Genomic DNA, 22,835 nt, shown 5'->3' with positions numbered 1-22,835 from the left:
GCGTCGCATCGTCAGAATCGAACCGGTTTGATATACTGGAGTCACTTCGGGCCTGAACGTGCAGGCCTGCCGGATGAGACATAGGAGTTTCACATGGAAGCCACATATCGCGATCCCGTATTCGCCGAACGGCTCGCCCCGCGCCGCGCAGAACTTGAACAACTCTTCCACTCGTTGTACGGGGATTCCCCTGAATTCGACCATTTCGAACAGGTCATGGCCCAAGCGCACGCCGACCGGCCAGCCGACCTCAAACGCCTCGACGCTGCCCGTGAACACGATCCGCAATGGTACCGTCGCGGCGACATGTTCGGCATGACCATGTACACCGACCTGTTCGCCGGCAAACTCACCGATCTCGCCAAGCATATCGACTATCTCAAAGAACAGCACCTGACCTACCTGCATCTCATGCCGCTGCTGACCATGCCCCACCCGGACAACGACGGCGGCTACGCCATCGAGGATTTCGACACCGTCGACCCATCCATCGGCACCAATCAGGACCTCGCCGACCTCACCGCGAAACTGCGCGAAGCCGGCATCAGCCTGTGCCTTGATTTCGTCATGAACCACACCGCGTCCACCCATCGCTGGGCGAAAGCCGCGCAGGCCGGCGACCCCGAATACCAGGACTACTACTTCTGCTATGATGACCGCACCATCCCCGACCAGTATGATGCCGTCGTCCCGCAGGTCTTCCCGACCGCCGCCCCCGGCAACTTCACGTGGAACGAGCAGATGGGCAAATGGGTCATGACCCAGTTTTACCCGTTCCAATGGGACCTCAACTATCGCAATCCCAAGGTCTTCGTCGCCATGATGTCCAGCCTGCTGCATCTGGCCAACCTCGGCGTCGAAGTCTTCCGCATCGACGCCGTGCCGTACATCTGGAAGCAGCTGGGCACCAACTGCCGCAACCTGCCGCAAGTCCACACCATCGTGCGCATGATGCGCATCATGTCCGAAATCGTCTGCCCCGCCGTCGTGTTCAAAGGCGAGGTCGTCATGGCCCCCAAGGAGCTCGCCGCCTACTTCGGCACTCCCGAAAAGCCCGAATGCCACATGCTGTACAACGTGTCCGTCATGGTCAACTTGTGGAGCGCGCTCGCCAACGGCGACACCCGGCTGCTCAAAACCCAGATCGACAAGCTCGATGCCCTGCCCGACAACTGCTGGTTCGTCAACTACCTACGCTGCCATGACGATATCGGCTGGGGCCTGGACGAGGACGTGGAACGCCAGTTGGGCATCGACCCGCTCAAGCACAAGGAATTCCTTTACCACTTCTACGAGGGCATGGTGCCCGGCAGCTGGTCGATGGGCGAGCTGTACAACTACGATCCGGCGTCCGGTGACGCGCGCAGCTGCGGCACCACGGCGAGTCTGTGCGGTATTGAGCGTGCGCTGATCACGCATGACCGGCCGCTGTATGAGCGCTCGATCCAGCGTGACCTGCTCATGCACCACGCGATGGGCTTCCTTCGCGGGTTCCCTATGCTCAACTGCGGTGATGAGATCGGCCAGCTCAACGGCTGGGGTTACAAGGAAGATCCCGATCGTGTCGCCGACAGCCGCAATCTGCACCGCAGCAAGTTCAACTGGAAGAACGCCGCGAACCGCGATGTTCCGGGAACGCTGCCCAATCGGCTGTGGGAAGGCATGGCGGATGTGCGGGCGATGCGCTCGGATCCGTGTTTCGCGCCTGACGCCTGGGTGACCACGTGGGATGCGCATGATGACGGTATTCTCGCGATGGTCCGGCAGTCAGGCGGGCGCACCCTGCTCGGCGTGTTCAATTTCGCGAACCGTGACGCCACGGCGACGCTTGATAGCATCGAAGGCGTGAGTCTGCCGCGTACGGTGGCGCTCAAGCCGTACGAGTGGAAGATCGAGGCCTGCTGACGCGTATGGTGTCGGCTTCGGCGTACCGTCGCGTGCGGGCGAATGCGTTGCGCGACGGCACGCCCGCCCTCGGTGTCCCCATGGGCGCTGACACGGTTGCGGCATCGTCACGGTGTCGTGTATACTAGCTCAAGTTGCGTTGTCTGCTTGCCGATGGCTTGCAGATGCTGCGATGCGCGGATGTAGCTCAATGGTAGAGCCTCAGTCTTCCAAACTGATTACGCGGGTTCGATTCCCGTCATCCGCTCCACTGGCCCTGGAATCCCGGGGCTTTTTCGTTCTCTGCGTCGCCGCCCTCAACCTGCTGACGCTAAGCAGGCTGGTGGCGTCGCCGGTTTGTGTGGCTTCCTGATCCGGCATTCCGGCACCTGCCTCGGTGTAGTCGGGGAGGGCAGGTCTTAATATCTCGCGTTCGGATGTCGATTCGACGAGTTGTCCAGAAAAAAGTCGGAAAAACTCGCGTCTGGCACCTGATTTCGTGAGAAAATGAGATCCAGCAAGGTGGTCGAAGCGATGACCCATCTTGAAAATCTAGCAATATCAACGGTTTTGAGGTGACGGCAGTCTCGTGCGTCACGCGGGAAATCTGAAAGAATCGGGAAGGGGCACGGCTGGCGAGAGATATTCGGACTGTTTTCTCAATATCTCGCCCACGCACGCCGATTCGCGCAGATGTCGAGATTTGGTCTGTCCTGATTGACTGACGATGGACGGGTTACACGGATCGATGCCCGGCCCGGATTCGTGCGCATCGATCCGGCATACGGCATACTAGAGTGCGGCATACTAGAGTGGAGGGCAAACCGAGCATGTGGCCGTGGCGTCGCATGTCCGAGACAAGCGAGGCGATGCATGGCACAGACTGGTACACGGCACGACACCGATACGACCGGGACGGCGGCCGACACCGCCGGCGAGTCCAACATCGCCACTGAAATCGTGCAGGGCAAAATCGAGCGTGTGGACGTCTCCAAGCATCCTGAACCCACCATCCCCGACAGCGACCTGTCGCTCGCGGATATCGAGCGCAGCCGCTCGCACCCGGTGCAGTGGGCGGTGTTTGCCGTCCTGCTGCTGTTTGCCGTCATCGTGCCGTATGGTATCGGCCGCGATATCGCGGTTCGTGACACCCAGCGTCTGATCGCTGTTACCGGCAGATTATCCGTGCAGGGCGTCATGTTCATTTCATGGCTGGTGACGGTGTTGGCACTCACCGGTCTTGGCATGCTTATTGTTGATACCCGCCGCTGGTTGTGGCGACTGGTGTTCGTCGTTGGTGTCGTCGCCGAGCAGCTTGTGGCCGGCTTATGCTTGCTGCGCTTCAATTTCTGGTATTCGACGTATGTGGTGTTCGGCCCGGCGGCGCCGCTGGCGAACGCGGCGAATTTGGGCATTATGGCGGCGGGTGCCGCAGTGGCGGTGTATGCGGTGGTGTTTGTCGGTCTGCTGATTGTGGTGCGTAAGGATTCGCCGCTCAATGTGCTGACCCGCAGCTGGGCGTCGTTCACTTTGTTTTTTGTCATTGAAGTGGCGGCGTTGTGTATCGTCATGTTCGGTGGTTTGCTTCAAGCGGTCTGAGCGCTGATGGCGCTGTGACAGTGTTTGGCGTGGCGCCTGCCTGTTTTTCCACGTCTCGGGTTATACTTGTGATTTGGCGTGTTTCGCCCGCGGATAGAGAGCGCTCCGGCATTGGGCCGGCGGCACCGCGCAACGAGATCCAAGGAGGAAGCCGTGGCACTTACGGCTCAGGACAAGCAGGAAATCATCAGCAAGTACGCGACGCACGAAGGCGACACCGGTTCCCCGGAGGTCCAGGTTGCACTGCTGACCAAGCGTATCGCGGATCTGACCGAGCACCTCAAGACCCACAAGCATGATCACCATTCGCGTCGTGGTCTGCTGCTTATGGTCGGTGATCGTCGTCGTCTGCTTGATTACCTCAAGCGCGAAGACATCAACCGTTACCGTTCATTGATTGAGCGTCTCGGCCTGCGTCGATAGAAGACTTCCGCCCGCGTCATCGTACGCGGGCGCTTGCATATCTTGATCCCGAAGGGATTTGCGCTCAGCCTCGCGGTGGCCGGCGGCATGGCTGCACTGCCATCGCGGGTTGAGGCGCGCAGAGGCGCCTGGAAGTGGCGGAAGGCTCGCATGGGATGCGAAGCCGCGGACGAAAAGTCAACGAATAAGTGAATAATGGGACTGACGTTCTGACACGAGGAAAACGAGGGAAACGCGGCCAGGTTTGCCGCGTGATACGCACGGCCTGCGTCAGGTCAGCATTGGTTTAGGTAGATAGAAAAACAAACAAAAGGAGGAACCCTTGGAGGGTCCCGAAATCAAGGCCGTAGAGGCTGTTATCGATAATGGTTCATTTGGCAAGCGCACGTTGCGTTTCGAGACGGGTCGTCTCGCCCAGCAGGCGGATGGTGCTGTAGCCGCCTATCTTGATGATGATTCGATGGTGCTGTCCACCACCACGGCCGGTTCCAGCCCGAAGGAGAACTACGACTTCTTCCCGCTGACCGTTGATGTGGAAGAGAAGATGTATGCCGCGGGCAAGATCCCGGGCTCGTTCTTCCGCCGTGAGGGCCGTCCGAGCTCCGAGGCGATTCTCGCCTGCCGTATCATCGACCGCCCGCTGCGCCCGCTGTTCCCGCACACGCTGCGCAACGAGGTGCAGGTCGTGGAGACCGTACTCGCCGTCAACCCTGACGACGCCTACGATGTGCTCGCGCTGAACGCTGCGTCCGCGTCCACCATGATTTCCGGCCTGCCATTTGAAGGCCCGGTTTCCGGCGTGCGTCTGGCCCTGATCGACGGCCAGTGGGTCGCCTTCCCGCGTTGGAGCGAACGTGAGCGCGCGGTCTTCGAGATCGTCGTCGCCGGCCGCGTGGTCGAGAACGGTGATGTCGCGATCGCTATGATCGAGGCCGGTGCCGGCAAGAACGCTTGGCATCTCATCTATGATGAGGGTCAGACCAAGCCGGATGAAGAAGTCGTCGCCGGCGGTCTTGAGGCGGCCAAGCCGTTCATCAAGACGATTTGCGAAGCACAGAACGAGCTCAAGGCCAAGGCTCCGAAGCCGGCCAAGGAGTTCCAGCTGTTCCCGGAGTACACCGAAGACCTGTACAACCGCATTGATGAAATCTCCCACGCCGAGCTTGATGAAGCCTTGTCCATCGCGGAAAAGCTGCCTCGTCAGGAGCGTATCCACGAAATCAAGGAGCAGGTGCGCGAGCAGCTGGCCAACGAGTTCACCGACATGGATGACGCCGAGAAGGAGAAGGAGCTCGGCAACGCGTTCAAGGAGCTGCAGCGCCAGATTGTACGCCGCCGCATCCTGACGCAGGATTATCGCATCGACGGCCGCGGCCTGCGCGATATCCGCACCCTGTCCGCCGAGGTGGACATTGTGCCGCGCGTACATGGTTCCGCCCTCTTCCAGCGCGGCGAAACCCAGATTCTGGGCGTCACCACGCTCGGCATGCTCAAGATGGAGCAGCAGATTGACGCGTTGAGCGGCCCGCAGTTCAAGCGTTACATGCACAATTATGAGATGCCGCCGTATTCGACCGGTGAGACCGGCCGTGTCGGCTCCCCGAAGCGCCGCGAAATCGGCCATGGTGCCCTCGCCGAGAAGGCGCTTGTGCCGGTGCTGCCGAGCCGCGAAGAGTTCCCCTACGCCATCCGTCAGGTCTCCGAGGCCATTGGTTCCAACGGTTCGACGTCCATGGGTTCCGTGTGCGCCTCCACCCTGTCGCTGCTGTCCGCCGGCGTGCCGCTGAAGGCCCCGGTCGCGGGCATCGCGATGGGTTTGGTCTCCGGCGATGTCGACGGCCAGCACATTTACAAGACGCTGACTGATATTCTGGGTGCCGAGGACGCGTTCGGCGATATGGACTTCAAGGTGGCTGGTACCTCCGAGTTCATCACCGCGTTGCAGCTGGATACCAAGCTCGACGGTATCCCGGCTGACGTGCTCGCCGCTGCGCTGCAGCAGGCGAAGGAAGCCCGCGCCACGATTCTCGACCTGATCAACGAGTGCATCGACGGCCCGGCCGAGATGAGCCCGTTCGCTCCGCGTATCATCACCACCAAGGTGCCGGTCGAGAAGATCGGTGAGGTGATCGGCCCGAAGGGCAAGATGATCAACCAGATCCAGGAGGAAACCGGCGCCGAAATCACTATCGAGGACGACGGCACCGTCTACATCTCCTCCGAGGGTGGCGAGGCTGCCGAGAAGGCGAAGGGCATCATCGATTCCATCGCCAACCCGCATGTCCCCGAACCGGGCGAAGTGTACAACGGCAAGGTCGTCAAGACCACCAGCTTCGGTGCGTTCGTGAACCTGACCCCGGGCACCGACGGCCTGCTGCACATCTCCCAGGTGCGTAACCTCGCCAACGGCGAGCGTATCGACGCCGTCGAGGACGTGCTCAAGGAAGGCGACACCGTTGAGGTCGTCGTACAGGGCGTGGATGATCGCGGCAAGATCTCTCTGGCCATCCCGGGCTTTGAAGATCAGGAGTCTTCGGCCCCGCGTTCCGCCGGCCGTGGCCGTGACGAGCGTCGCGGTGGCGGGCGTGGCCGTCGTGACGACGGTGACGATCGCGGGTATCGCGGTGGCCGTCGTTCCCGTGACGATCGCGATGAGCGTGACGATGAGTATGATGATCGTCCGCGTCGTGGCCGTCGTGCTGAGCGTGACGATCGTGACGACCGGTATGATGACGACCGCCGTCCGTCCCGCCGCAGCCGTGACGACCGCTATGACGATGATGACCGTCCGGCTCGCCGTAGCCGTGATGAGCGTGATGATGAGTATGATGATCGTCCGCGTCGTGGTCGTCGTGCTGAGCGTTCCGACCGTGAGGATCGTGGCGGCCGCGGCTATCGTGGTAGCCGTCGTGATGACCGTAACCCGCGCTATGCGGCGGACGATCACTATGACGAGTATCGCGCCGACCGCGAGGAGCGTCATGAGCGTCCGCGCCGCCGTGTGCGCCGCGACTTCGATCCGTTCGAGGAGGACTGATCGCCTGTCGGACGTGTCACCGGTAGCAGGGTGACCGTCCGGCTGGATTGAAGCTGATCGGGCCGTCGGGAGTGTTCCCGGCGGCCCTGTTGCATATCTGCCCGCGTTGTCGCCGCAAGTGCGCGGAAAGCTTACATACTGCGGTTTTCATGATGGTACAAGCCTTCTGAGATACTGGACATGCGGGACAGTCCTGCCGGGATCATGACGATTCTCGGGATTTCAAAGGAGAGAACGATGGTGTGGATCATCATTGCCGTCATCGTGCTGCTGATCATTGTGTGGATGATTAGCGCCTACAACAATCTGGTCACCCTGCGCAACCGGGTCAAGAACGGCTGGGCGCAGATTGATGTCCAGCTCAAGCAGCGTGCCGATCTGGTGCCGAATCTGGTGGAAACTGTCAAAGGGTATGCCACCCACGAGTCCCAAGTGTTCACGCAGGTCACTGAGGCCCGTGCGAAAGCCGTGGCCGTGGCTTCCGACAAGCAGGCGAGCACGGCGGACCGTATCGCCGCGGAAAACAATCTGACGCGCGCCCTGTTCAACTTGCAGGCGACCGCCGAAGCGTATCCGCAGCTTCAGGCGAACCAGAACTTCATGGATTTGCAGCGCCAGTTGCAGGAACTTGAACAGAAGATCGCGTATGCACGCCAGTTCTACAACGATGTCGTGCTCAAGTTCAACAACGCGATCGAGACTTTCCCGAGCAATATCGTGGCCGGCCTGTTCCACTTCGAGCAGGCGGAATACTTCCAGGTGGATGATGCCTCGAGGCAGGCTCCGCAAGTGAAGTTCTGAGCTGGTACTGTCCGTGCTGTTCGTCGTAGGGGAGTGAACCGTGAAGCATCAGACTGCCATATGGGTAAAGGCGATTATCGCAGGGATCGCCGCGACTTTGGTGTGCGCGTTCGCCATCGTCATGTTCTCGCCGCACGGCGACTCCCCGGATTTGTCGTATCGCAGCGCGGACTACCGGGTCAAGGTGCTGGCCAACGGTGATTTGAAGATCACCGAGCATATCGACGTCAAACTCAACGATCGTGGCAAGCCGTGGCGTCAGCTGTATCAGCGCTACAAGCTCGACCTGTCCCAACTCACCGCCATCACTGACATCAGCGTACGGAACACGACCAGCGGCGTCACATACACCCAGACCGATCCGGTTATTCCTGGCTCAGACACCAACGGCATGTGGGATTCCACGTACGCGAACCACTGGTATATCGCGCGTGTCTATGGTGATGATCTGGAATCCTATGATGCGTCCGAGACGCCGTCATGGGGTACGGTCGAGCTCGGCTGGAATATTCCGGCCATCAGTGAAGCCGACAGCCTTGGTTTCGACATCTCCATGACCTTCCAAGGGGTCAGCACCGCCTATGATGACGTGGCCGCGTTCCAGTGGGAGCCGGTCGGCACCACCAACCAGGTGCCGATTGGCAAACTCACCGGCACGGTCACCTTCCCCAAGGGGGTCACCGCGAAGAACTCGTGGGCGTGGCTGCACTATGAAGGCACGTCAACCACATCACGTGACGCTGACGGCTCGCTCAAGTTCACCGCATACAACGTGAAATCCGGCGATTATCTCGATCTGGTGTCCATGTTCGACGTGTCGAAAACCTCAGGCGTCGCACGCCATGAGACCGGCGAGTATAAAGACATCCTCATGGCGCATGAGAACAAGCTGGAACAAGCGTGGAAGGAAAGCCAACGCGTCAAAGCAAGAACGCTGGTGGCCGAAGTGACGATTGCCATCGCCTTGGTCGCGTGGCTGATCATCTCCACGGTGTTCAGCAGACGCAAGGCCGCCTGCCCCAAGGATGTCGTCTATCGGCATGACCCGCCGGATATGAGCCCGAATAACGCCGCGCAACTCAACGGCGTACTTGACGACGCGGACGAGCAGACAAACGCGCGCGCCCTGTCCGCAACCATGCTGTCTCTGGCGTCGAAACACGCGATCCGTATTCTGCCAGGCAGCAGTGAAGCGTACAACGGCGTCAACATCGCCAACGCTGATCCTCACGCGCTGTCCGCTGCGATTGCCGCATCCCCGGTTGTGCAAGGTATGGCGTCCGGTACGAGTGACGACGTGACCATCGTCATCGAACCGGCAAGCGACCTGCCTGGCACGCGTGCACAGATGAACCTGTGCGATTCTGAGGATGCACTGCTTGATTTCCTGCAAACCGTGGGGCACCATCTCAACAGCCGGGTGTTCGACATGAGCCGGCTGCGTGAATCCATCGGCGATTGGAAGTCTGGTGCACGCAAACAGGAGTCGATGATTGACCGGTTCGACGGCGAATTCGCTGCGCTCGGCGCCACGACGTCCAACGGGCGCGGCACGATTGCCGCCGCCGTGTGCTCGGTGCTGTACGGGCTGGCGTGCATGGCGCTGTTCACCGACAATCTGGCCATGCAGCTCGCGTTGATCCTGCCAGTGGCGTTCTGCATGATTGTATGCCTGAATCTGAAGCGCAGTGTCGGATTGAGCGACACCGGCAGGGCGCTCGCGGTGCAAGTGGAAGGCTTGAAGCAGTATCTCAACGATTTCAGCGATTTCAAGGATCGCGGCGTATTGGATTTGGTCCTGTGGGACCGGTATCTCGTGTATGCCGCGGCGTTTGGCATGTCCGAACAGGTGATGCGTCAGCTGGTGAAGGTCGTTCCTGAATTGTCTGACCCGGCGTGGCTTGATGACAACGCTTCCGATTCGCTGTTGTACTGGATGTACCGTCCGATGTACTGGAATACGGGCTTTGGCTCGACGAGTGCGGGGGCGTTGGGTGGTGCGGCTGCCGGAGCATCGTTCATCCCGTCGTCGTTCGCGGATTTGGGCACACAACTGGACGCTGGCTTCGCGCAAGTCCAGGATGCGGTGGAAACGGTATTGCATCCTGTGGATTCGTCCGGCGGCGGCCTGTCGGGCGGCAGCTTCTCCGGTGGCGGCGGCTTCGGCGGCGGAGGCGGCGGAGCCGGCGGCGGGAGCTTCGGCGGCCGGTAATCCGCTGATGGGGCGTTTATCGGTAACGTGCGCGTGTTCGTGGAGTGAAATCCACGTCCGCCCGTAGGCTTGAGCTGACCGCGTCGGACCGGCGTCGATGAATCGTCGCCGAGGCCGGTCCGATTGTTGAAAGGTTGTCTGGCAAGCCGCCTGCCATGAGGGTATGCGGTGTCCGTGAAGGAGGATTCATGACGTTGTATCGCGACCTGGGACCGTTCCATACCACTGCCATCGGGCATGGCGAGATGCCGTTGACCATTGAGAACAACCGCGGGCATGCAGTCGGCATCAAGACGCTGCACGCTTCCTTGGATGCCGGCTGCCGCCATATCGACACCGCATGGGCATATTACACGCCCGGCGAGGAGGAGCAGACCGGCGAGAAGCTGGTGCGCGAGGCACTTGACACGTGGAATGGCCCGCGTGACGAAGTGCTGGTCGCTACCAAGGTGGGGTTGCGTCGCGCGTGGGATGGCGACAAGCCTATTTGGCCGCGTGACGGCAAGCCGGAGCATCTCATCGAATACGGCAAGCAGTCGGCGCAGGCACTCGGCGTGGATGCGATCGACCTGCTGTATCTGCACCGCCACGACCCTGAAGTCCCGTACGAGGAGTCCTGCGAAGGCATCAAGGCGTTGCTCGACCAGGGTGTGGCCAAGTGGGCGGGCGTGTCGAATGTCACCATCGAACAGTTGGATATCGCCCGCCGCGTGTTGGGAGACAAGCTGGTCGCCGTGCAAAACCAGTATTCCCCGATTCACTTGGAAACGCAGGACACGCTTGAGTACTGCGCGAAGCTCGGTCTCGCCTTCGTGTGCTGGAGTCCGCTCGGCGGGTATCGTCACCCGTATGACGAGCATCTGTTCGACCCGTTCCGTAAGGTCGCCGCGAAGCATGGGGTCAGCTACCAGCGGGTGGTGCTCGCATGGGAGCTTGCCAAGGGCGACCACATGTTCGTGATTCCGGGGGCGCATCGACCCGAAACCATCCTTGACTCGCTCAAGGCCGATGAGCTCGAGCTCAGCCCTGAAGAACTCGCTTATCTCGGCTGAGCCGGTTTCCTTCCACCTGCCGTCTTTCACAAACTGGTTACGCTGAGAGGCTTCTCAGCGTAACCAGTTTGAGTATGAGCACGCTCAAGCACGTGTCATCGCGGCGGGATTGTTATGCTATGCGGTGATGAATGAACAGATGACGACCATACAGACCGATTCGATCGCAATCGCAGACACAGCAACCTCCCGCCATACCCGCCGACGCCCCGAAGTGCTGGCGCCGGCCGGCAACCTGCGTAGCCTGAAAACCGCGGTCGATTTCGGTGCGGACGCCGTATACTGCGGCGGCAAGGCTTTCGGCATGCGTTCGGCGCCGAAGAATTTCACGCTCGAGGATTTCGAGGAGGGTGCGCGGTACGCTCACAAGCATGGCGCTCGCGTGTACGTGACCTGCAATATTCTGCCGCATAACGATGAGGTCGCGGCCATGCGCGAATACATTGGCCAGCTCGCTGAGGTCGGGGTTGACGCGCTGATCGTCACCGATATCGGCATCATGATGGATGCCCGCCGTATCGCCCCGAAACTCGAATTGCACGTGTCCACGCAGGCCGGCGTCACCAATTACGGCGCCGCGAACGCGCTGTACGAGTTGGGCGCAAAGCGTGTGGTGCTCGCCCGTGAACTTGACTTGGATGCGGTCCGTGACATCCGCGCGAACACGCCGGATGATCTCGATATCGAATGCTTCGTGCACGGTTCGATGTGCATGGCTTTCTCCGGGCGTTGCCTCCTGTCGAATTATCTGACCGGGCGCAGCGGCAACCACGGGGATTGCGCACAGCCCTGCCGCTGGAAATACCATGTGGTCGAGGAGAAGCGTCCAGGACGGTTCTTCCCGGTTGAAGAGAACGGCGAGGGGACGTTCCTGTTCAATTCGCAGGATATGAACATGCTCGGCCATCTTGACGACCTCATCGACGCGGGGGCTACCAGCCTGAAAATCGAGGGTCGTGCGAAAAGCGCGTACTATGTGGCCGCAGTCACGAACGCCTACAAGACGGCAGTAGATGCGTATATGGTCCAACGCGGGTTCGAGGACGGGCAAGGCCACACGTTGCGGCCGTTCGCCGACCGGGTCCGCCGCACGCCGGCAGGCCAGCCCGCGTTGCTGGGCGACGCCGCGCGCCTGCCCGGTGACGCGCCGCATGTTGTACTGCCACAGTGGGTGTTGGACGAGCCGTACAAGGTCTCGCACCGCGAATACAGCACGGGCTTCTACTACCCGGAGCATCAGGTCGGGCAGAATACGGATCGCGGCGGGTATTTCCGTGATTGGATCGTCGTGGGCGAAGTGATTTCGTATGACGCTACAACACGACGGGTCACGCTGATGAGCCGCAACAAAATCGAGGCGGGGCAGGAAGTCGAGTTCCTGATGCCTGGTCGCGAACCGTTGCGCATGACCGTGCCGGCGGGCGGGTTCCTTGACGCGGACGGCCATTGGGTCGAATCGGTGAACAACCCCGCCCACGTGTTCTCCATGCCGTGCCCCGAACCGGTCACCGTGAACGCCGCAATCCGTTCCCGCGCCCGAAACCGCACGCTGAAAGCCGAATAGCCGAGGCTGGCGGGCCGGCTCGGTTTCAGGCGGGGCAGGAAACGTGGCGTATGCCGGATTGTGTATACCGCGGCATACATCGCACGCTTCACGGGTGGTATTTTCCATCCCTCCACGCTGAACCGTCCGGTTGCGTATGCCATGACATACGTAAGTCGTCGCATGCCATGACACCATGCCGCTTGACACCGAGGCTCGACGGGTCGCGTATGTTCCGACATGCGAAACTTGACAGAACCGGATAGAACCGGGCAGAATCGGGCAAAGCGTCTCGGCCCGGCAGAGAATCGGCGGTACCGGCAGATGGCGGTTGCACGGCATGCCGCTAGGATAGGCCGTATGAACGAACCTGCGAACATCGTGGACAGTAACGCCATCTCGCCGATCGACGAATCCGGCAATCCGATTCCCGTCACCATTCCCGTCATCCTTGCGCCCGGTATTACCGTGACGTACACGACCCGGTTGGGCGGGGTCAGCCAAGGCGATTACGCGGCGTGCAATCTGGGCGGCAAATCCGGAGACGACCCCGAGCGTGTGCTGGCCAACCGGATGGCGTTGCGTGCGGCGGTCGGGGCGGACCTATCGCTGATCAGCCAGGTGCATTCCGGGGATGCGGTGGATGTCGATGGTTCCTTCACCATCAACACGCCCTTCGGATTCGATGTATCCGGCACTGTGCGTGATAACGGTGCGGCATCCGGGGGTGCCGGTGCGAATGAGGGCATGCGCGTGGTCGCCGCCGATGGTCAGGTGACCTCGCGTCCCGGCATCGCACTCGGTATTTTTGCGGCGGATTGTCTGCCTGTCCTTATGGCTGACCCGGTTTCCGGCATTATCGCGGGCGCGCATTGCGGCCGGCGCGGATTGGAGCGCGACATCATCGCCCACACCATCGATCTCATGTGTGCCAAGGGGGCCGAACGCTCCCGTATTGTCGCCACGCTCGGCCCGTGCATCTGCGGCGACTGCTATGAGGTGGGCGGCGATATCGCCGACGCGTTCGATGCGCAATTCCCCGGCACCTACACGCTCACTCGCTTTGGCGGGCCAGGCATCGATATCGCCGCCGCTGCCCGTCAATGCCTGGACAAGGCTGGTGTCAGCGCCGACCGCATCATCGATTCGCGTCCCCGCGTCGCCGCCGCAACGCAATATCTTGCGCAGGATCAGGAGTTACGCGACTTGTGCCGCATTGACAACGAGGGCGATCCGGAGCTTGATGAGCGGGTCGGTGCCATCAAGCACAGCTTGTGCACGGTGGAGAACCCGCTGTGGTATTCGCATCGTCGCGCCACGCTCGCCAAGAAATCCCATGAGGGCCGCATGCTCGCCCTGATCTCGCGTCAGGCCTGACCGTCTGGTGTCCAAACCAGCCTGATCGGGCACCGAAATCCATCGTATGGAAAGGATACCGACTATACAGAAGAGCCGGCTCAAACACAATGGCGGCAAGAACCGCATGATTCCAACGTTCTGTTCCGTCCGTCCCCGTCTTCTGACCGTCTGATTCTTCGGTATCCTTTCCACACGGTGCGTTTCACCCGCCGATATCTTCGCCGTGGAGCTCCGCGCACCCTTGCCCGCGCACCTCTGCGCCCCCGCCCGCCACTGCGTAAAAATCCGCCGATTCGGTGCAGAAACCCGCCCGCATCATGACATCCGGGCATGGTTGCGTTTACGGTGGGGCGTATGTGTGAAGAGAGCCAAGAATCCCGGTACGCTCAGGAGCCTGTCCAGCAGACTCAAGCCCCCGTTGCCCAGCCTGAACCCCATGCCGCCCGTCCTGCCCCGGTCCCCGTGGTTGCGGTCGTGCTTGCCGCGGGTTTCGGCACCCGTTTCGATGTGCGTAACCCCAAGCAGCTGGTCGCCGTCGCCAACAAGCCGGTGGTGTGCTGGAGTATTGAGGCGTTCGAATACAATCCTCGGATTACGGATATCATCGTGGTGACGAACCCGCAGGTGCGTGGCGAGGTTGAGCGTCTTGTAGATGAGGCCGGGTATGAGAAGGTTCGCACCATTATTGACGGTGGTGCCGAGCGTGTGGACAGTACGGAAAGCGCGTTGCAGATGCTCGCCGATTTCGGTATCCCGCAGGATGCGAAAGTGCTGATTCACGATTCGGTGCGTCCGTTCGTCGAGCGTTCCTCCATTGACGGTTGCATTGACGCGTTGGATGAGTTTGATGCGGCCACGGTGGCGATCCCCTCTACGGACACGATTGTGGTCACTGAGGATTTGGGCGACCGCAAGGTGGTGCACGCGGTTCCTGACCGCGGCAATATGTTCCGCGCCCAAACCCCGCAGGCGTTCCGTTTTGCGACGATTCGTCACGCCTATGAGCTGGCGTCGCAGGATCCTGATTTCCATCCGACCGATGACACGCGCGTGGTTGTGGATTATCTGCCGGATACGCGGGTTGCGATTGTCGCCGGCAGTGAGAGCAATATGAAGATCACGACACATGATGATCTGGATATGATCAAGCGGTTCGCGTTTGAGGCTACGCGTCAGCGTGCGGCTGATCGTGTCCACGGCATGACGTCCGCACCCTCGGAGGTGCCTGACACGTCCGAATCGGGATTGGACTGAGCATCACTGCGGTGCGCCGTAGTGTGCGGCTAGACTGGATGGTATGAAGCAGATCAACGTGGTCATGTCCGGGTTCGCACCCTACGAGGGGATTGATATCAACCCGTGTCTTGAGGTGTTGCGTGCGTTGGAACGTGATGGGATTGACGCGCTGTCCGAGCATGACGAGAGCTTCGCCGATGTGCAGGTGCAGATTCACACGGTGATGCTGCCGGTGAGCTTCGCCAAAGCGTGGCCGATGCTGTTGGAAACCATCGACCGCACGCACCCGGATATCGTGATTGCCACTGGTCTCAAACGTGCGGCACGTGGCATGCAGTTGGAGCGTTGCGCTACGAATCTGATGGATGCGGCGAAGCCTGATGCCGATAATCGTCGTCCGCGGCGTATGCCGATTGATCCGCAGGGGCCGGCGGCCTATTGGACGCGTCTGCCGTTGCGCTCGATTTTGAAAGCGTTCGCCGGGCATGGGATTGCTGCGACGTTGAGTTCGGATGCCGGCACGTATGTGTGTAATTCGTTGTTCTATAACCTGCTGAATTGGGCGGTGACCAGGGATCATGTCATCGGCGGGTTTTTGAATTTTCCGACGGTCAATGAGCAACCGCACCCTCAGCATGGGCTTCCGCTCGCCCAACAGATTGCGGCGGCGCGTGATGTTGTTCATGAGACGGTTCGGTATTATCTTCAGCCGTCCTCGGGGGAGATGCTGCTCGGCTGAGTGGTGCCGTGGCACTGCCGTTGACCCCGCCGGAGCGCTTCCGAAACGGCTGGTGGAACGGGTGATTCGGCAACTGCCCGACACAACTGTGAGAATTGGGTGACAGCTCCGTGTGCCGTCCATTTTTTGCGATAAAGTTCAATCGGTTGTGTGTTGCGGCGCGTGCGCGCCGTGGGCGAAAGGAAAAGACATGGTGGATCGGTTCCCGATTGTGTTGCGCGGGTACGACAAAGAGAAAGTCGATGAGGCTATCGAAGCGTCGCAGGAGTCGCTGAAGCGTCTTCGCGAGCAGGTCAAGTCGAGCGATGACACGATTTTGCAGCTGCAAGCCCAGTTGCAGGAAGAAAAGAACAACGTCAAGAAGGCGTCGAGGGGTAATTCGTTCGCATCGCTTGGCGCAAACGCCCAGCAGATGCTCGCTTCCGCCGAGCAGACCAGCCAGGAGCTGCTGAACCGTGCCAAGCAGGATGCCGCGGCGACTCGCGCGTCCGCCCAGGCTCAGGCTGAAACCCTGCTGAATAACGCGAAACTTGATGCCAAGCACATCACGGAGGAAGCGAAGGCGAAGGCGAAGGCCACGTTGGATAAAGCGAATTCCGACGCGACCACCATCACCACGAATGCGAAAGAGGAAGCCGCCCAATTGCGTGCCGAAACCGCGAAGGCGGTCACTGAGCAGCGTGACACGGTCAAGCTTGAGCTGACGAACGCTCGTGAAGAGCATAAGAAGCGTATGGCTTCCGATTTGGCCAAGCAGAACCGTGAGATTTCCGACATGAAGGCCGACGCCACGCAGAAGATCGCCGAGCAGCGTAAAGCTGCGAACGAGGAGATCACGCATTTGAAGAGCGAGGCGAACGACCAGATTGAGAAGGCGCTCGCCGAAGCGAATAAGAAGCTTGCCGATGTGCGTGAGCAGGCGTCCCGCACGATGACTGAGGCGCAGCGCAAGGCCGGTGAAATCACGGATGCCGCCAAGGCGAAGGCGCAGGAGATTTCCGATCAGGCTGAGGTGCATCGCACGCAGACGATGAGCCAGGTTGATGCGGAGGCTGAGCAGATTCGCGCGGATATCGCCGCCCAGCAGGATGATGCGACCAAGAAGGTCAATGAGCTGCTGGATAATCTTGAGGAGCGTCGTACTGCCGCCAAGCAGGAGGCGAGTGAGCTGATTGGCAAGGCCAAGAAGACTCGCGAGGAAGCTGACGCGTACGCTGATCAGAAGCGGAAGGAAGCTGATGAGCAGGCTGCGCAGATTCTGAAGAAGGCTACTGAGGACGCTGAGAAGCAGATTGAGGAGCGTCGTCAGGCGGCGAAGAGCGAGCTGGATGGCTTGCAGAAGCATATTGCTGAGCTTCAGCAGCGTGAATCCAATATCACGCAGCGTGTGACCGAGTTGCGTTCGATGTTTGCCAACGCGTTCTCCGGATTCAATTTCGGTGGTACGCCGCAGGCTGAAAACGCTGACGTGTCGGTGACCGACGTGGTGGCTGATGATGAGAATGCGCAGCAGGCGGCTCAAGGCCAGCAGCTGTCCGGGAACACGCAACAGGCGCAGTTGCCGGCTTCCGCGGGCGATGCCGAGGATGGCAAGGCAAACAACTGATTGCTGAACCTGATATGATGCCTTCGGAAGATCCGTTGGCATCGCCGATTGCGGCGCGTAGATGACGGGCCGCAAGACGCGACACTTGGGGAGGGGCGTCGGGATTCCGGCGCTCCTCCCGTCGTATGTGCGGCACCGCCGTGGCGCGTATAGCCGCCGCGGGGCGCACGACGCACCAGGTCACGCCAGGATTAGCGACAGCCTGTATGGCAGGCGACTACGAGATAAAGGATTGGTATGGAACAGATCACACCGTTGAGCGGTGAAGCGTTGGATAATCTGCGTCATGAATTCGATGCGAGCGCGCAGAATCGTCTCGCGATGAACGCGGTCACTGCGGCCGGCATTCAGGATGTCGCACGCAACTATGATCGTGCGCGTCGTCTGCAGCGCCGTTTTTCCACGACCGTTGACAATGGGACGGTCACGCATCAGGATCGTTCGGGCCGCTGCTGGCTGTTCAGCTCGCTGAATGTCGCTCGCTTCATCGCCAAGAAGAATCTGGGGCTCAAGGAGTTTGAGTTCTCTCAGAATTACGCCATGTATTACGACAAGCTTGAGCGTGTCAATTACTTCTTGAAGGATGTGGCGGCGCTGGTACGTGCCGGCGAACCATCGGATTCCCGTCTTATGCAGCATCTGTTGAACGATGTGATGGGCGATGGCGGCCAGTGGACCATGGCGATGAACGTGTACAAGAAGTATGGCGCTGTTCCTAAGGATCTGTTCCCGGAGACCGCGTCTTCAAAGAACACGGGCGAGATGAACACGCAGCTGCGCGCGCTCCTGCATACCGCGGTCGCGCATATGTACGCGAATAAGGCGCAGATTGATGAGATTATCGCGCAAACGACGGCTGCTGGCCATCGTATGCTGACGATTCATCTTGGCGAGCCGCCGGAGAGCTTCGATTGGGAGTGGACCGACGAGGACGGCAACTTCCATCGTGATGGTGAGATCACGCCGGTTGATTTCTGGAAGAAGTACGTGGATGCCGGCTTGGAGGATTACGTGTGTCTGGTGGACGATCCTCGTGTCGAGCACCCGAAGGGCCGCAAGATCGGTATCGAGCATCTGGGTAATGTGGCCGGCGGCGACCCAACTGAGTATCTCAACGTGCCGAACGAGTTCATGAAGGATTGCGTGCGTCGGATTCTGACCGAGCAGGGCATTCCGGTGTGGTTTGGCGCGGACTGCCATCCGATGATGGACCGCGAGTCGGGTGCTTGGGCGACTGACTTGTTCGAGTATGGCCGCGTGTACAACGTGGATTTCGATATGAATAAGCAAGATCGCGTGCGGTTCGCTGATTCCGCGATGAATCATGCGATGGCGTTTGTCGGCGTGGATGTTGCCGATGATGGCACGACGACCCGTCGTTGGCGTGTCGAGAACTCGTGGGGCGACAAGATCGCCGATAAGGGCTATTTCACGATGAGCGACGACTGGTTCACTGAGTACGTGTACGAGGTGGCCGTGCCGCGTACGATGCTGCCGGCTGAATATCAGGCCGCGTTGGACGAGCCCGCCATCATGCTTCCCGCGTGGGATCCGATGGGCGCCCTCGCCGACTGACCCGCCCAACCCGTCTACGCACACCGCCCCAGCGCCTCCAGTTTGTGTGTTTTCCCAAACTGTCTACGCTGGGGCGTCTGTCAACCTCTGCTTCTACCGACGCTGAGTGGCCTGTGAGTGTCGGTAGAAGGTTGTGGTTCTGTTTCTGCCGACGCTGACGGGCCTCTCAGCGTCGGCAGAAGGTGGGGAGTACCGCGAAATGGGGTCGTTGCGTTTCCAGCATGCAATCACGGTGCCGGTTAGCTCCGCGCCTTGCGATAGGGTGAATAGTCCATGTCCCAAATGTCGAAAGGAGAGATGATGGCTGGTCTTCGTGGTCCTGATAGTGCTGAGGATGAGCGCCGATTCGGCGATGCCGCCGTACTCCCCGAGACTGTGGATGTCAATATTCGTCAGCTTGACCCGATTCCCGCCCCGCGCGCGTTTTTGCGCGAGCTGCCGCTGACTGACGATGCGCGCGACCTCGTGTTGCGTTCGCGTCAGGAAATCCGCGATATCATGCATGGCCGTGACGACCGGCTGCTCGTACTCGTCGGCCCCTGTTCGATTCACGACCCCAAAGCCGCGCATGAGTATGCGACCAAACTCGCCGCCGTCAACCGCGAACTGAACGATCGTCTGCTGATTGTCATGCGCGTGTATTTTGAAAAGCCGCGCACAACAATCGGTTGGAAGGGCCTGATTAACGATCCTGATTTGGATGGCCAGTTCAATATCCGTAAGGGTATGTGGCTGGCGCGTAAGGTGTTGACCGACGTGCTGAGCCTTGGCCTGCCTGCGGCTACCGAATGGCTTGACCCGATTACCCCGCAGTATTTGTGTGATTTGATCAGCTGGGGTGCGATCGGCGCTCGCAATACGGAAAGCCAAGTGCATCGCGAGCTGGCGAGCGGTCTGTCCATGCCGATCGGCTTCAAGAATTCCACGGACGGTTCCATCAAGGCTGCCGCGGATTCCTGTTATACCGCGGGCTTTGAGCATCATTTCCTGTCGATTAATCTTGACGGCCGTGTGATTTCGGCTGAAACGAAGGGCAATCCGGACTGCCATGTGGTGTTGCGCGGCTCGAGCCACGGTCCGAATTATGATCCGCAGTCGGTTGCCGCGGCGCTTGAAGCGCTGAAAGCTTCGAAGGCGACTGGTGTCAGCGAGGCCGGCGTGGTCATTGATGCCGCTCACGGTAATTGCGGCAAGGACGAGGTCCGTGAAGCCGAGGTGATTGAGAATATCGCCGGGCGTATCGCGCAAAGTGAGCCGGGTATTTTCGGCGTCATGATGGAAAGCTTCCTTAAGGGCGGCCATCAGAAGCCGGCGCCGCTCGACCAGCTGGTATACGGCCAGTCCGTCACGGATGCTTGCGTGCCGTGGGATCGTACTGAACAGTTGCTGTATATGCTTGCTGACGCGGTTACTGCGCGTCGTGCTGTGAACCGGTAGAGGTTATACGGGCCGGTCGATGCCCGGCGTCGGGTGCCGTCTTGCCCGCCTTGCGCCCGATGGCGTTATGCTTGAGTCAGTATGGACGAAAGGGCATGATGAACGAGCAGAAGAAGGATGCGGCGCTGCCGGCGGCATCAGGGCGGTTGCCGGAACAGTCAGCAAACCGGCGTCAGGCGTCGCAACAAGCGGCGTACCCGTTGCATATCGGCCAGCAGCCGTTGAATTCGCCTGAAGATCTTCGCGCGATCCATGAGGCGATCAGCGAGGGCAAGAATCCGTTGGAGGCGACGGATGTGCCACGCTGGGAGGACCAGGTCGGCGTCAACCGTATCATCAACCGGCGGGTGCTTGAGCTTGAACCGCTGCCCACACCGGCGCAAGTGTTGTCGTCGTTGCCATTGTCACAGCAGGCGGAGAATCTGGTCGCCTATTCGCGCGACGAAATCCGCGCGTGCCTGTATGGGCAGGACGACCGTCTGCTGGTTATTGTCGGCCCGTGTTCGGTGCATGACCCGAAAGCGGCGCTTGATTACGCGCACCGTCTGTCCAAACTGAAAGATGAGCTTGATGATCATCTGCTGATCGTCATGCGCGTGTATTTCGAGAAGCCGCGCACCACGGTCGGCTGGAAGGGCCTGATTAACGATCCTGATATCGACGGCAGCCATCAGATTCGCAAAGGTCTGCTGCTCGCCCGTCGCGTGCTGCTCAGCGTGCTGGATACCGGGCTCGCCGCCGCAACTGAGTTTTTGGAGCCCACGTCTCCGCAGTATATTTCCGACGCGATCAGCTGGGGTGCGATCGGCGCGCGCAATACGGAGAGCCAGATTCACCGGCAGCTGGCGAGCGGCCTGTCCATGCCGGTCGGCTTCAAAAACGCCACGGACGGATCCGTCAAGGCCGCGGTGAACGGGTGTTACGCGGCCGCCCAGCAGCATACGTTCTTCGGCATCGACCATTTGGGCCGTGCGAGCGCCGTGGAAACGCTCGGCAACCCCGACTGCCATGTGGTGTTGCGCGGTTCAAGCCATGGGCCGAATTATGATGCGCAATCCGTCGCACAAGCGATGACGGATATCCGTGCGATGCTTCCCTCTGATTCCGCGGCCGCCCACGGGCTGATCATCGACTGTTCTCACGGCAATTCCGGCAAGGATGAGCATCGCCAAGCGCAGGTCGTACGCAATATCGCTTCGCGGATCGCCCAAGGTGAGCGGGGTATCACCGGCGTGATGATGGAAAGCTTCCTTGAGGGCGGCAACCAAAAGCCCGCCCCGCTTGACCGGCTGGTGTACGGCCAGTCCATCACCGACCGTTGCCTGTCATGGCCTGACACGGAGCAGCTGCTACGCGAACTGGCGGACGCCGTCTCACAACGCCGCTGGAACGAGTAACCCCGGCGTTTTCGCATCCCTGCCAGCATCCCCGCCGGCACTCCGGCCGCGCCGTCGGCCACAATGACGAATCGAACACCCATACGCAACACAAAGGAGCAATATGACTGCAACTATCGCCATCATCGGCGCATTGGACGAGGAAGTCGCGCTGATCGCGGCTTCATTGGACCATGTGGAGCATCGCCGCGAAGCAAGCCTTGATGTCGCGCACGGCACATTGACCACGAACGCGGGCGAGCAGGTTGAGGTCGCCGCAACGGTCGGCGGCATGGGCTTGGTCAACGCGGCCGCTACCACGCAGTATCTGGTGGACACCTACCATCCGCAGGCGGTGATCTTCTCCGGCATCGCCGGCAATCTCAACCGCGACCTGCATATCAACGATGTTGTGCTCGGCGGCACGCTGCGCTATCTGGATACGGATATGCGTCTGGTCGGCCAGTGGAAGCCGAAAACCGAGGAATTCCATTCCGACGCCCACCTGTTGGACGTCGCTTCGGCGGCGCTTGACGCGGCCGGAATCAAGCATATGGTCGGCACGATTGCTTCCGGCAACTATTTCGTTGATTCGCCTGAGAAAGTCAAGCAGGTACGCGAGGATACCGGTGCTGACGCGGTCGAAATGGAGGGTGCCGCGGTCGCGCATGTCGCCGCCCGCAACGATGTCCCCGCCCTGGTTATCCGCGCGTTGAGCGACAACGCCGACACCGACTACGAGGTGTTCAAGGAGTTCGACATCTCTGAATACGCAGATACCGCCGCCCGTCTCGCCATCGATATCGTGCGCCGGCTGTAACCGTTGCGTGCGGTTCACGCCGACCGGCATGTCGCGGGAGCGTCCCCTCGAAGGTTAACAACAAGCGAACTTCAATCAAACTCGGGTACGCCAAGACGTCCGCGAGGTTACGCTTGATGCGGAGCCGCCGCGGATT

The 22,835-nt window shown here is 60.4% G+C and carries 16 protein-coding genes and 1 tRNA gene; all 17 read left to right on the top strand.

Features of this window, described 5'->3' with window-relative positions; translation table 11 throughout:
- Positions 1–93 precede the first annotated feature (93 nt).
- The 17 genes from BBOU_RS07780 to mtnN all read left to right on the top strand — a co-directional run bounded on the left by BBOU_RS07780 (position 94) and on the right by mtnN (position 22,699).
- Positions 94–1,905 (top strand): amylosucrase, encoded by a 1,812-nt coding sequence (locus BBOU_RS07780; protein WP_026503152.1) that lies wholly within the window; start codon positions 94–96, stop codon positions 1,903–1,905.
- A gap of 176 nt (positions 1,906–2,081) precedes the next feature.
- A tRNA-Gly gene (locus tag BBOU_RS07775) sits at positions 2,082–2,155 on the top strand.
- A gap of 602 nt (positions 2,156–2,757) precedes the next feature.
- Positions 2,758–3,483 (top strand): hypothetical protein, encoded by a 726-nt coding sequence (locus BBOU_RS07770; RefSeq protein WP_051616828.1) that lies wholly within the window; start codon positions 2,758–2,760, stop codon positions 3,481–3,483.
- Between the two features lie 153 nt (positions 3,484–3,636).
- On the top strand, positions 3,637–3,906 hold the full coding sequence (gene rpsO / locus BBOU_RS07765; protein ID WP_026503150.1) for a 30S ribosomal protein S15: 270 nt from the start codon (positions 3,637–3,639) through the stop codon (positions 3,904–3,906).
- Positions 3,907–4,228: 322 nt separating this feature from the next.
- Positions 4,229–6,943 (top strand): polyribonucleotide nucleotidyltransferase, encoded by a 2,715-nt coding sequence (locus BBOU_RS07760; RefSeq protein WP_026503149.1) that lies wholly within the window; start codon positions 4,229–4,231, stop codon positions 6,941–6,943.
- Positions 6,944–7,180: 237 nt separating this feature from the next.
- A complete protein-coding gene (locus tag BBOU_RS07755) occupies positions 7,181–7,744 on the top strand; it encodes a LemA family protein (protein ID WP_026503148.1) in 564 nt (187 codons plus the stop codon).
- A gap of 40 nt (positions 7,745–7,784) precedes the next feature.
- Positions 7,785–9,956 (top strand): DUF2207 domain-containing protein, encoded by a 2,172-nt coding sequence (locus BBOU_RS07750; protein ID WP_052157540.1) that lies wholly within the window; start codon positions 7,785–7,787, stop codon positions 9,954–9,956.
- Between the two features lie 188 nt (positions 9,957–10,144).
- On the top strand, positions 10,145–11,008 hold the full coding sequence (locus BBOU_RS07745; protein ID WP_026503146.1) for an aldo/keto reductase: 864 nt from the start codon (positions 10,145–10,147) through the stop codon (positions 11,006–11,008).
- Positions 11,009–11,147: 139 nt separating this feature from the next.
- Positions 11,148–12,572 (top strand): peptidase U32 family protein, encoded by a 1,425-nt coding sequence (locus BBOU_RS07740; RefSeq protein ID WP_051616826.1) that lies wholly within the window; start codon positions 11,148–11,150, stop codon positions 12,570–12,572.
- A gap of 339 nt (positions 12,573–12,911) precedes the next feature.
- Positions 12,912–13,928 (top strand): purine nucleoside phosphorylase YfiH/LACC1 family protein, encoded by a 1,017-nt coding sequence (locus BBOU_RS07735; protein ID WP_026502446.1) that lies wholly within the window; start codon positions 12,912–12,914, stop codon positions 13,926–13,928.
- Positions 13,929–14,264: 336 nt separating this feature from the next.
- Entirely contained in the window at positions 14,265–15,164 is a 900-nt protein-coding gene (locus BBOU_RS07730; protein ID WP_081815449.1) for an IspD/TarI family cytidylyltransferase, read from the top strand.
- 43 nt (positions 15,165–15,207) lie between these two features.
- On the top strand, positions 15,208–15,885 hold the full coding sequence (locus tag BBOU_RS07725; RefSeq protein ID WP_026502445.1) for a pyroglutamyl-peptidase I: 678 nt from the start codon (positions 15,208–15,210) through the stop codon (positions 15,883–15,885).
- 190 nt (positions 15,886–16,075) lie between these two features.
- Positions 16,076–17,491 (top strand): hypothetical protein, encoded by a 1,416-nt coding sequence (locus tag BBOU_RS07720; protein ID WP_026502444.1) that lies wholly within the window; start codon positions 16,076–16,078, stop codon positions 17,489–17,491.
- Positions 17,492–17,728: 237 nt separating this feature from the next.
- A complete protein-coding gene (locus BBOU_RS07715; protein WP_026502443.1) occupies positions 17,729–19,066 on the top strand; it encodes a C1 family peptidase in 1,338 nt (445 codons plus the stop codon).
- Positions 19,067–19,366: 300 nt separating this feature from the next.
- Positions 19,367–20,503 carry a 3-deoxy-7-phosphoheptulonate synthase gene (locus tag BBOU_RS07710; RefSeq protein ID WP_026502442.1) on the top strand — a complete coding sequence of 379 codons (1,137 nt, stop codon included), beginning with the start codon at positions 19,367–19,369 and terminating at the stop codon, positions 20,501–20,503.
- A gap of 95 nt (positions 20,504–20,598) precedes the next feature.
- Complete coding sequence (locus BBOU_RS07705; RefSeq protein WP_238552152.1) at positions 20,599–21,900, top strand: 3-deoxy-7-phosphoheptulonate synthase; 1,302 nt, start codon at positions 20,599–20,601, stop codon at positions 21,898–21,900.
- 103 nt (positions 21,901–22,003) lie between these two features.
- Positions 22,004–22,699 carry a 5'-methylthioadenosine/S-adenosylhomocysteine nucleosidase gene (gene mtnN, locus BBOU_RS07700; protein WP_026502440.1) on the top strand — a complete coding sequence of 232 codons (696 nt, stop codon included), beginning with the start codon at positions 22,004–22,006 and terminating at the stop codon, positions 22,697–22,699.
- Positions 22,700–22,835: the final 136 nt, after the last annotated feature.

Origin of the sequence: Bifidobacterium boum (genome assembly GCF_000741535.1) — a bacterium.
In the GTDB taxonomy this organism is placed as follows: Bacteria; Actinomycetota; Actinomycetes; order Actinomycetales; family Bifidobacteriaceae; genus Bifidobacterium; species Bifidobacterium boum.
This window is presented reverse-complemented; position numbering and strand designations above follow the sequence as displayed.

Bases quoted from the DNA above. Each gene is read 5' to 3' on its own strand.
- BBOU_RS07780 (WP_026503152.1), top strand. From the start codon at position 94: ATGGAAGCCACATATCGCGATCCCGTATTCGCCGAACGGCTCGCCCCG.
- BBOU_RS07770 (WP_051616828.1), top strand. From the start codon at position 2,758: ATGGCACAGACTGGTACACGGCACGACACCGATACGACCGGGACGGCG.
- BBOU_RS07755 (WP_026503148.1), top strand. From the start codon at position 7,181: ATGGTGTGGATCATCATTGCCGTCATCGTGCTGCTGATCATTGTGTGG.
- BBOU_RS07745 (WP_026503146.1), top strand. From the start codon at position 10,145: ATGACGTTGTATCGCGACCTGGGACCGTTCCATACCACTGCCATCGGG.
- BBOU_RS07740 (WP_051616826.1), top strand. From the start codon at position 11,148: ATGACGACCATACAGACCGATTCGATCGCAATCGCAGACACAGCAACC.
- BBOU_RS07735 (WP_026502446.1), top strand. From the start codon at position 12,912: ATGAACGAACCTGCGAACATCGTGGACAGTAACGCCATCTCGCCGATC.
- BBOU_RS07730 (WP_081815449.1), top strand. From the start codon at position 14,265: ATGTGTGAAGAGAGCCAAGAATCCCGGTACGCTCAGGAGCCTGTCCAG.
- BBOU_RS07725 (WP_026502445.1), top strand. From the start codon at position 15,208: ATGAAGCAGATCAACGTGGTCATGTCCGGGTTCGCACCCTACGAGGGG.
- BBOU_RS07720 (WP_026502444.1), top strand. From the start codon at position 16,076: ATGGTGGATCGGTTCCCGATTGTGTTGCGCGGGTACGACAAAGAGAAA.
- BBOU_RS07715 (WP_026502443.1), top strand. From the start codon at position 17,729: ATGGAACAGATCACACCGTTGAGCGGTGAAGCGTTGGATAATCTGCGT.
- BBOU_RS07710 (WP_026502442.1), top strand. From the start codon at position 19,367: ATGGCTGGTCTTCGTGGTCCTGATAGTGCTGAGGATGAGCGCCGATTC.
- BBOU_RS07705 (WP_238552152.1), top strand. From the start codon at position 20,599: ATGATGAACGAGCAGAAGAAGGATGCGGCGCTGCCGGCGGCATCAGGG.
- mtnN (WP_026502440.1), top strand. From the start codon at position 22,004: ATGACTGCAACTATCGCCATCATCGGCGCATTGGACGAGGAAGTCGCG.